The organism is Thermodesulfovibrionales bacterium, assembly GCA_035622735.1.
In the GTDB taxonomy this organism is placed as follows: domain Bacteria; phylum Nitrospirota; class Thermodesulfovibrionia; order Thermodesulfovibrionales; family UBA9159; genus DASPUT01.
On sequence record DASPUT010000238.1, the window covers coordinates 1 to 9,929 of the forward strand.

At 53.9% G+C, this 9,929-nt stretch carries 8 protein-coding genes and 1 riboswitch; of the genes, 3 read left to right on the forward strand and 5 right to left on the reverse strand.

Annotation, left to right across the window (positions count from 1 at the left end; all coding sequences use genetic code 11):
* Positions 1-26: 26 nt before the first annotated feature.
* From VEI96_12425 to lexA, 5 genes are all read right to left on the reverse strand, one after another.
* Positions 27-3,362, reverse strand: coding sequence for a GAF domain-containing protein (locus VEI96_12425; protein ID HXX58800.1), 3,336 nt, complete (start codon positions 3,360-3,362; stop codon positions 27-29).
* A gap of 9 nt (positions 3,363-3,371) precedes the next feature.
* Positions 3,372-4,367, reverse strand: coding sequence for an NrtA/SsuA/CpmA family ABC transporter substrate-binding protein (locus tag VEI96_12430; GenBank protein HXX58801.1), 996 nt, complete (start codon positions 4,365-4,367; stop codon positions 3,372-3,374).
* Positions 4,368-4,547: 180 nt separating this feature from the next.
* Positions 4,548-5,894: a citrate synthase gene (locus tag VEI96_12435; GenBank protein ID HXX58802.1), complete on the reverse strand. Its 1,347-nt coding sequence runs from the start codon at positions 5,892-5,894 to the stop codon at positions 4,548-4,550.
* 151 nt (positions 5,895-6,045) lie between these two features.
* A complete protein-coding gene (locus tag VEI96_12440; protein HXX58803.1) occupies positions 6,046-7,359 on the reverse strand; it encodes a DNA polymerase IV in 1,314 nt (437 codons plus the stop codon).
* A gap of 21 nt (positions 7,360-7,380) precedes the next feature.
* Positions 7,381-7,974 carry a transcriptional repressor LexA gene (lexA, locus tag VEI96_12445; protein HXX58804.1) on the reverse strand — a complete coding sequence of 198 codons (594 nt, stop codon included), beginning with the start codon at positions 7,972-7,974 and terminating at the stop codon, positions 7,381-7,383.
* 114 nt (positions 7,975-8,088) lie between these two features.
* On the opposite strand from lexA, the gene VEI96_12450 reads away from it, so the two are divergent.
* The 3 genes from VEI96_12450 to VEI96_12460 all read left to right on the forward strand — a co-directional run.
* The gene (locus VEI96_12450) at positions 8,089-8,598 is read left to right on the forward strand and encodes a ferritin family protein (GenBank protein ID HXX58805.1); all 510 of its coding nucleotides are present in this window, start codon (positions 8,089-8,091) and stop codon (positions 8,596-8,598) included.
* A 160-nt stretch (positions 8,599-8,758) separates the two neighbouring features.
* Positions 8,759-8,839: riboswitch (cyclic di-GMP riboswitch) on the forward strand.
* A 63-nt stretch (positions 8,840-8,902) separates the two neighbouring features.
* On the forward strand, positions 8,903-9,193 hold the full coding sequence (locus VEI96_12455) for a hypothetical protein (protein HXX58806.1): 291 nt from the start codon (positions 8,903-8,905) through the stop codon (positions 9,191-9,193).
* A 332-nt stretch (positions 9,194-9,525) separates the two neighbouring features.
* The coding region (locus VEI96_12460) for a hypothetical protein (GenBank protein HXX58807.1) at positions 9,526-9,929 on the forward strand (404 nt) is incomplete at its 3' end.

Consider the following 9,929-nt stretch of genomic DNA (forward strand, 5'->3'; position numbering starts at 1 on the left):
CAAAATACACCTGAGATCAGACATGTCTAATCCTCCTTTGTCTTCGGAAGGGCGAAATAGACTGTGGCGCCCTCTCCCGGAGAGCCTTCGGCCCAGGTCCTCCCACCGTGGCGTGCTATGATGCGCCGGACATTGGCGAGACCGATGCCGGTGCCCTCGAATTCTTCACGGGGATGGAGACGCTGAAACACGCCGAAGAGTTGGTCGGCATATTTCATGTCAAACCCGACACCGTTATCCTTAACGAAAAAGACGACTTCCTCTTTTTCTTCTCTGCAGCCGATTTCGATTTCGGCCTGAGCACGTCTCTGGCTGAATTTTACCGCGTTCGAGACCAGATTGGCAAGGACGAGCTTCAGCATCGATGGGTCCCCGTATGTATCAGACAGTTCACCGATCTTCCATGCAATGTCCCGCCCCTTTACCTCGGCATGCACTTCCTGGATGACCTCCTTCACGAGTGCGGTCAGGCCTACTCTTTTCATTCGTACCTCAGCGCGGCCGATGCGCGAAAACGCGAGCAGGTCATCGATGAGGACTCCCATTTTCTTTGCCGCTTGTGAGATGACGGACACATAATGGAGGCTTGTCTCATCCAACTCAGCCCGTGATCTCCTCTCCAGCAAGTCCGCGAATCCCGTCATATGGCGGAGAGGAGCGCGAAGGTCGTGGGACACCGAATAGCTGAAGCCTTCGAGCTCCCTGTTTGCCGCTTCAAGCTCGACGTTCCTCGCCGCCATCTCTTCGCTCAACCTCAAAATTTCCCGCTCGGCCTTTTTGCGCTCGGTGATGTCTAAGGCATAAATACGCGCCACGTCGAACTGAGGCGCGAGATGGATCGTTTCGCCCATGACCCTGTCCTGCACCGTGACTTCACGGTAAAAGGTTGCTTCTTCCGCCCTCTCGAGCAGCCTCAGTATGTCGGCCATGTCGGCGGGCATGAAAACTGCGACTTCGCCTCTGTCCAAGCCGATGTCTTCCAGTGTTTTCCCCGCTGCCGGATTACAGAAGGTCACGTTGCCCGACGAATCCACTTCACATATCGGATTCGGATTCAGGCTCGGGAATGACGCAAGATGTCTTATCTCTTCCTCGGCCTTCCTGCGCTCGGTGATATCCCAGGCCAGGCCGTCAATCCATCGCGGCTGACCGGCCGTGTCCCTCGCCAATCGCCCGCGTGCGGCTATATGGCGGATGCGTCCGTCCGGCCAGACTGCCCGATACTCGACCTCGTACGGCGTGCCGCTTCGGATAGTCCGGTTAAGGGCAGCGGTGATGCCTTCTCGGTCATCGGGATGCACAGCTGCGTAAAACTCCTCGGTAGTCCCGCGGAAATAAGCCGGATCGATCCCCAGGCAGCGGCATGTCTGGTCGTCGAAATACCGCTTTTGTTCGCTTAAGTCCATCCTCCAGATCCCCATGTCAGCCGCGCGCAACGCCAGAGACAACTTCTCCTCGCTCACCCTGAGCGCCTCTTCACTGCGGGATTTCGCCAGGGCAACCGCGAGATACCCCGCGAGTCTTTCCCAATGGGCGATACCCTCCGGCGTGAACATTCCTTTTCGTCTGTCGTTCAATTGGATCAGACCCAAACGCTCCGCGCCGATGTATAACGGCGCCAGCGCCACCGATTCGTAACCCTCACCATTGCACCGGTTGCGCGTGCGCGTCTGGCGGTCTGCATCGGTGGTGCTGCCAAGGAGTTCCGTCGTGCTGTTTGTCCAGAAACTTCCGCCCTTGCTGAAGAACTGTTTTTCGGGGTCGAACCTTCCGCAGATGATATTTCCGCACATGCAGGCGAGAATCGGATTTCCCCATTCATCCTTTATGACGTTTCCGGATTCATCGCAGGAGCAGAGGGAGCCTTCCACCTGAATGAAATCTTTCGGGAAGCCCCGGGCCTCATAATAAGGATAATCGTCACCTTCTTTTAAGCGGATGCCGACAGCCTCGCAGCCGGATTGCTCCTGGAAGAAGGTCGCTGCCGATTTAATAAGATCATGAGTCCCTATGCTCTCATTTACGATATGCAGGAATTCCAGCGACACCTCGCGTTCGCGCTCGGCCCGGCGCACTTCCTCTTCCGCCCGCTTACGTTCAAGGATCTCCCAGGAAAAATCGCCCAAAAGCGTAGCGATCTCAATATCAGTCGCGGTATAGTCTGTCGGCTTGTTGCCGACTCCGATGACGGCCACAATCCGCTCGCCGCGCATAATAGGTATGACCATTTCACGAATTACCGGCGCGTGACCCGGGGGCATCCCCTTCCTGTGAGGCAATGACGCATAATCGTTATGGATGACGGGCTTTCGCTCTCGCACGCAATCCACCCATACGCCGGCTTGCGAGATATTGTAATGACTGCCCGCGCCCTCGGCGGTACACATGGAGGAGACGGTATTCGTGGACCATCGACGCAGCGAGAGCGTCTCCTGATCCGCCTCAAGAAAATGGTAGAAGCCGATCTTGCTGCCCGTTTGGCTTTCGATCTCATCGAGCGTCAGCTGCAGCGCTTCGTCAACGGATGTTTCACCGGTGTAAGCAGCCTCCAACATTCTGAACCGGGCCTTCATAACGCTCTCGGCCCGCCTGCGCTCCGTAATCTCTTTTTCAAGGTTGCTATAAGACAGGTGCAGTTTCTTTGTCATCGCGTCGAAGGCCGCAGAGAGCTCGGCAAATTCGTCATCACCTTTGAGGCCGATCCTGTGATTGAGGTCCCCTTCCCCAATCACGGCAGCGCCGTCGCGGAGCCTGGTGATACGGTCCGTTATCGCCCTGCCCGTCATCCATGAGTTCGCAAGTGTTAGCGAGCTGACAAGGAGGAACACAAAGGCGATGCCGCCTCCCGCAAGCCGTAAGGCCGAAACAAGGGCAGCACTGCTAGACTCCTGGAGCTTCCGTCCGAGCAGGGCCGCTTCGTAAACCCTCATGTTCAACTGACTGAGGAATCTGTCTTCGCTCTCCCTCGAAACAGAGGCGGACCTGCCCAACGATGCGCTCTCTCTCCGGTTTTCGACAATCGCCCTGAAGTTTTTTCCGATCGACTCATGACCCTTCATCAATGCGGCGATGGTCTCTCTGTCTTCGGGATCGGTAAACTTTTCCGACGCTACTGTGAGCAGTTCGGCTATCTCCCTGTGCTTGGCAGAGACCTGTTCCTTTGCCCTGTCGCTGCCGGTGCGCAGATAATCGGCCCTGAGCGTTCCCCTCTCAAACGAGGCCGTGATTATGCCGTCGGCGATCCTGTCGTTCTCCATCGCCCTCATCGCTCGGTGCATCGTCACAAGGAGCACGGCAATCACGGCAAAAGCCGACAGTGCCATAACGACTGCGTTAAGCCTCAGTCTCTGTTTAATCTGCATGGATCTTCTTCACCTCAGAATTCTCACGGCCTCGGGTTTGACCTCCTGGAGTCCCTTCAGATAGATGAAATCGAGATAATTAGGGATCTTCGTAGCACTTGTCAGCCCGTTCGCGATCGCCCATTGGGACTCATCCTCAAGCGCAAGGATTAATGCCTGATCAAGCGACACTCTGAAGGTCGTATCGGCCCACACGGCGCGAACGATCTCGATATCTATGCCGGTGAAATCAACCAAGATCTTTTGCGCTTGAGTTCCGTTCTGACTTACAAATTCCTCGGCCCTCACGAGAGCGCGGAGCATCTTCTTTACCCTTTCGGGGTTCTTGCGTATGAATTCCTGTGTAGCGACCAGATTGAAGGTCCAGGTGTAGATGTTTTCATCTTGAAATGTGATCCCGCGTCCGCCCAGTTTCTTTTGCGCCTGAAGCGTGTAGGGATTGAACGTCGAGGCAGCGTCGATATCGCCGTTTGCCAAAGCCTGAGGTATCTTCTCAGCCTTCAGATCAGCAAGTTCCACCTCTTTCGGTGCGACTCCTTTAGGAACCAAGATGGCGTCCAGAAAGTAATCGGAGGTTGTGCCTCTCGTAACTGCTACCTTCTTCCCCTTGAGATCCTTGAGGGTGAGAATCCCCCTGTCCCTTCTCGCGATTATTGCGTTGTCCCTGTGAGAAGACTCGATGGACGCGATAACCGATATTTTTTCACCCTTCATGATCGCGAACATCACCGGCGTTTCCGCGACAGTCGCAAAATCGGCCTGGCCCGACAGGACATCTTCGAGGGCGAGCTTCCCGTATGGATGGAGGTGCAGTATCGCCTCTAACCCTTCCCGTCTGTATAAACCCTGAACCTGCGCGACTTCGGCAAGCACCGCGTCGGTCGTTGCGGAAAGGGCTATCGTGACTTTCTCAGGAGGGCCGGAGGCCTTCTGGCCTGTCCGGGAGCATGAGAAGAGGCTTGCGCTCACCGACAGCGCCACGACCATAAATGTCATTCGGATCATAAGTGCTCTACCCCCAGCACTCATCTTCCGCATTCCTCTTGCTGTCGTTCTTCCCCTCACGTCGACCCTGGTTCCCTATCGCCTACGGCATGGCCCCTAAGAAACTTCTCTCTAATGAGGCGATCAGACCATCATCTCGGGAACAATCGGAAACATTATCGGATAACGGATATGTTTTTGTTACCTCAAAGAGAGAGGAACGTACTCTTTTCTGAGACCGGGTAAGGATGAGTAGTAGGACGGCCTCATCAGTCTTCCCTGTATGATCTCTTCAATCCGGTGGGCGGACCAGCCCGCGACCCTCGACATCGCGAAGATGGGGGTGAAGAGCTCTTTCGGTATTCCCATCGACCGGTAGACGAATCCCGAATAGAAATCGACGTTGGCCGCCGCTACCTTTCCCTTCTTCGCTTCGACGATTCTCGGCGCCAGCATCGCGATCTTCCTGTACAATGCAAACTCTTCGCTCATGCCGTTCTTCTCTGCGATCTCTTCCGCCTTGCGTTCCAGTATCTCTGCCCTCGGGTCCGACCTCGTGTATACCGCATGCCCGATGCCGTAGATCTTTCCCGTTTTGTCATTCGCCTTGCCGTCGAGAATCCTCTCGAGGTAGTGTGAGATTTCACAGTCATCGTCCCAGTCTTTCACGTTGGCCTTTATATTTTCGATCATGCCCTCAACCGCTTCATTGGCGCCCCCGTGGAGACGCCCTGAAAGTGAGGCGATCCCCGAGCATATCGCCATGTAACTGTTCGCGGCAGCGGAGGAGACGGTCCTGACGGTGAATGTCGAATTGTTGCCGCCGCCGTGTTCGGCATGGAGGACGAGCATCATGTCGAAGAGCGAAGCAGTGAGCCTGTCCGGTTTCTTTCCCTTCAACATGTAGAGGAAGTTCTCCGCGTGGCTGTAATCATCTCTCGGCTCCCGCAGCGCGCGCGCTCCTTTTGCGTGCGCGTTTGATGCCTGGTAGTTGTACGCGACGATCGTCGGAAACCTTGCGATGAGGTCGATGCACTGTCGTGCCAGATCCTTTATGTCGGTAGAGTCGGGGTTGTCATCGAAGAGATGCATCGCCGAAACGATCGTGTGAAGGGACCCCATCTGATCATCATGAGGCGGTCTGTTTACGATTATCTTTTTCGCTTCTTTCGGGAGGTGCCTTCTCTCGGCAAGCTCCTTCGTGAAGATGTCGAGGTGCTTCTGATTCGGGAGCTCTCCGGTGAGGAGGAGGTACGTCGTTTCCTCGTAGCCCCACCTCCCCTCCTCCTGCTGATGCCTGACGAGGTCTTTAATGTTGTAGCCGCAGTAATAGAGTTCACCGCCGAGGTCTATCTTCTTCTCGGACCCGTCTCCCTGAATCTCCTTCTTGTAGCCGATTACCTGTCCCTTGCTTGTTATGCCGACGAAGACCCCTGTGCCGTCTTCGTTCCGAAGGCCGAGCTTTATGTTCTTATCCCTGACGAGGTCCGGCGGTATCTTATCGTGTTTTAACGCCAAGTTCTCGATTATGGTGAGCACGTTCTGCATCTCTTTTACCTCGAAGAAGTTTATTCGTTTTGCTGTGATGCCGACTCCTATGACTATAAAAATAGAGACTACGAAAAGTCAATGAGTTTCCGATACCGCTCATGCCGCTTTGATGAGAGAGGGACTCGAAGCAGGACAAAGATCGGGCTTACTAAACTTTCATAGAGAGCACGGGCAATCCCAGTCGCTGCCTTTTGTTTTCGCCCTTGAGGAGCCCTGTCTTCCTCTCCGGGACATCCCCCCGCTCTCCCTCATGCAGGGCCTGAAGCTTTGTCGGGAGGCTCGCAGCATGATGGACCGCGTATTTTCCGAACTTTTCGGATAACAGGTCAAGCGTGCTGTAAATCCTCGACATCTTCTCTATCCTCGCCCTGTCATCAAACAGGGTATACTGGATGCTGTTGTCCGGCATGAGGCCGGCAAGGACAACACCGGTCTGGCGATAAAGACAGCCGTGCCGGTAGATGTGATGAAAGCCTTCCTGGAGAGGCTTAAAGAGGTCAGATGGGTAAGCGCTGGGGCGGTTCAGTTTCATCTCCGTGCCGCTATCCCTGAATTCCTGTGTCCTGAGAAAAATAAGAAGCCTTGTTGCTGACAGCTTGTGACGACGCGCCTTGATGCAGGCGTTCTCAAGGTTTTTCGAAAGCTGGGCAAAGATAAAGGTTTCATCTTGTGAAGGTGGGGTAAAGGTCTTTGCCTTGCTTATGGATTGATAGCTGCTTTTTGATTCTACGGTGACAGGGTAGACAGACCGTCCGTTCAGTTCATGCCAGATCTCCCTGTAGGGTTTCGAGAGGTGTCCCTGTACAAACCCCTCATCCCTCCTTGCGAACTGAAGGGCGGTAGTTATTCCGAACTTCCCGAGGAATGCTGCTGTGTTCGGCCCGATCCCCCATACCTTCCCGACCGGCAACTCTTCCAGGTAACGATGGATATCCCTTCCCGGTATGAGGGTAAGCCCCCGGGGCTTGTTCTGCTTCGACCCTATCTTCGCCAGGACCTTTGAAAGGCTCACTCCCACGGATACCGTAATCCCCAGTTCCCTCTCGATCGTCTCCTGCATGTTGCCGGCTATCATCCCGTAAGGACCGTGAAAGGACCTTCTCAGGCCTGTCAGATCGACAAAGGCCTCATCGATCGAGTATTCCTCCACATCCGGCGAGAAGCGTCTGAGGATCTCGAACATCCGGACAGAAAAGAGGCTGTAAGTCTCATAATCCGAAGGAAGAATAACGACACCGGGACAGGCCTTCTTGACCTCGTAAAGACTCATCCCCCTCTGCACTCCCAGCGCCTTCGCCTCGTAGCTTGCCGCAGCAACGATCCCGCGCTCTTTGCCCGTTATCACGGGTTTCCCCTTCAACTCCGGATGGATCGCCTGTTCACAGGATGCGAAGAAGGCGTCGGCATCGAGATGGAGGATCGCCCTCGGCCAGGAATGGATGGTTAAGGGTTGGGTATCCATGGTGCTCCTCAAAAAGGGTTCTTATCGGTATTTCCTCAAAACAGCCGTTACCACTCCGGCGATCTTGAGTTCCTTCTTGGGCTTGATAGGCTGATATTGAGGGTTTGCGGGCAGGAGTACTACGCTCTCTCCCCTTTTCCTCAGATATTTCATGGTCCATTCCCCGTCAACCTCGGCAATGACGATATCCCCGCTCTTCGGGGCCTCACCCTTGTCGACGAGGACCATATCGCCCGGGAGTATGCCTGCCCCCGACATCGAATCCCCTGATACCTTGAGTAAAAACGTGGCTTCGGGGTTCTGTATGAGGAGGTCATCAAGGGAAAAGGTGTCCGCTAGTTCTTCCTCGGCAGGGCTCGGGAAGCCGGCCTCCACCGTACCGAGCATCTTTACCGGGGAAGCTATCGATAGGGGTATGAGCCTGCCTTTCGAGTCCCTCTCAAGGACTTTGTCCTGTTCAAGCCTGTTAACGAGCTTGAAAACCGCATTTTTTGAGCGTAACCCCACTATCTCCCCGATTTCCGAAAAGCTCGGCATCCTTCCTCTCCGGGAATAGAAACGGGATATCCCCTTGACTCTCCTTCGGAGCGTATCTTCTTTCAAGCCTCTTTTCATGGTTTCATTATAAGGTGAACGATAGTTCACTGTCAAGAGGAGGGAAAGGGATATAATTGATTTTTTACCGGTTAAGGATTAAGCTAAACAATCTCTTCTTCACCGGGAGGAACCATGCCGGCCGATCAAAATTTGATCAAGATCTTCGAATATGCCTTAAACCAGGAGGAGACCGGAAAAACCTTCTTCCAGACTTCTCTCGAACGAATGGGATGGGGAGCAGCGGTGGACGCCTTTACCCAGTTGATCAAGGAGGAAGAGCAGCATATCCTTTTTATCAAAAAGATCCTCGAAGATCTGAAGCGGGAAGGCCCGGACCAATTACGGATTGAAAAAGGATATCATCCCGGAACGACCAGTTTTTTCGATGAGCGGGCAAAATCGGAATTCCTTCAGCATTGGATGTATGAATCGATGGTCCCAGACGTTACCGTTTTCAGCGTGGCCTGGCTGATCGAAAAGGATTTGAGTGAGTTTTATGAGAGGATGGCGGGCCAGACGAAGGGAAAGGCCAGGGAGGCACTCGCCATGCTCGCTGAATGGGAAAGAGGACACGAACGCTTCTTCAAAGAGTACCGCGATAAATTGACCGAAGTCTATTCCAAAATGCCCTGGGCGGGCTGACCCTTGCGCCGGATTTGATGCTCACGAATTTGGTGCATGACATCTGATTTTTTCTGCCCGTCCGGAGTAACCGCGTGATGATTTCATTCCGTCTCATTTACCATTCCGACTTTGACTTGCCCCGAAGCAAAGAGTTAGATTAAGAAAGAAGATGGAGAAGTCCCGATAAAGCTAAACCCTCCGAAAGGAGGGGACTGAAAGCGGCGGATGCCGAATGAGTGGGCATGGCCGAGCTGCCGAAGGACATGGAGATGACTTCGGTTGCTCGGTTTTTTTGTTTATAGCCGGAGAAAGGAGATAATCTATGGCGATGAGAGAGAAAATGGATGTCCGCCAGTACTGCGACGCTATCTATAGAGAGCTGAGCGAGATGAAGACAAAGGTCTTGAATATCGTCTGTAAGGTGGAGTCTACGACCGCCGCCGAAGAAACGAGGCGGGCCGAATATTTTGACCTATTCGATATTGTAGACCATATCGAGAAGAAGCTCGAATCCCTCGTGCAAGACTGTCCCGCTGATTGGAGGGAGACGAAAAGAGAGATCGAAATCGACAGAAGGCACCTCAGCGACGCGGTAAACTGGTGGTATGGTTGATATATTTGTGGACAAGAGACAGCGGTGGAGTCTTGAGGACTGTTTCCGGAGGGCGCAAATCGAATATAGATCGCCTATCGAAACGGCAGAGTTCTTTCTCATGCCAAAACGATCGCCTTCGGGAGTTAAATATGTTTTCAAATCCATGGGTTCTCTGCTGCGGGGGTAGCTGACCGGGATAACGGTTTGGGGCCGATAAAATTTTTGGGGACGGGCGACTTCGTTGTAACTTTTCGGTCGGTTTTAACGTCTGCTATAATAATAGTAGAGAGAGGTAAAAATAGGAGGGTTTTCGAAAGAGGAAAGAGACTCCAAGCAAAGGGAGGTAAACTATGAATAAGGCCATCTGTCTTGTTCTTGCTGTTTTGGTACTTGTCTTTGCAAGTAGTTTGCCCGCATTCGCGAACTCTGGTGGAGGTGGCTGGCACGGTGGTGGCGGCGGCGGCTGGCACGGTGGCGGCGGTTGGCACGGTGGCGGCTGGCACGGCGGCCACTGGAGCGGCGGCGTCTGGATCGGCCCAGGTTGGGGATGGGGCTGGGGATGGGGCGGATGGGGTCCCTGGTGGGGCGGATACTATCCATATTATCCATACTCATACTATCCGTACTATTCGGCGCCTGCTGCTATGCAGCAGCAGCCTCAAGAATATATCCAGCAGAACTCTCATAGAGAGCAGAGTTATTACTGGTATTTCTGCCCGAGTCCCGAGGGCTATTATCCTTACGTAAAAAACTG

What these genes read in the sequence shown, in the direction of transcription:
- VEI96_12425 (HXX58800.1), bottom strand. Translation starts at nt 3,362, where the DNA reads ATGCAGATTAAACAGAGACTGAGGCTTAACGCAGTCGTTATGGCACTG.
- VEI96_12430 (HXX58801.1), bottom strand. Translation starts at nt 4,367, where the DNA reads ATGATCCGAATGACATTTATGGTCGTGGCGCTGTCGGTGAGCGCAAGC.
- VEI96_12435 (HXX58802.1), bottom strand. Translation starts at nt 5,894, where the DNA reads ATGCAGAACGTGCTCACCATAATCGAGAACTTGGCGTTAAAACACGAT.
- VEI96_12440 (HXX58803.1), bottom strand. Translation starts at nt 7,359, where the DNA reads ATGGATACCCAACCCTTAACCATCCATTCCTGGCCGAGGGCGATCCTC.
- lexA (HXX58804.1), bottom strand. Translation starts at nt 7,974, where the DNA reads ATGAAAAGAGGCTTGAAAGAAGATACGCTCCGAAGGAGAGTCAAGGGG.
- VEI96_12450 (HXX58805.1), top strand. Translation starts at nt 8,089, where the DNA reads ATGCCGGCCGATCAAAATTTGATCAAGATCTTCGAATATGCCTTAAAC.
- VEI96_12455 (HXX58806.1), top strand. Translation starts at nt 8,903, where the DNA reads ATGGCGATGAGAGAGAAAATGGATGTCCGCCAGTACTGCGACGCTATC.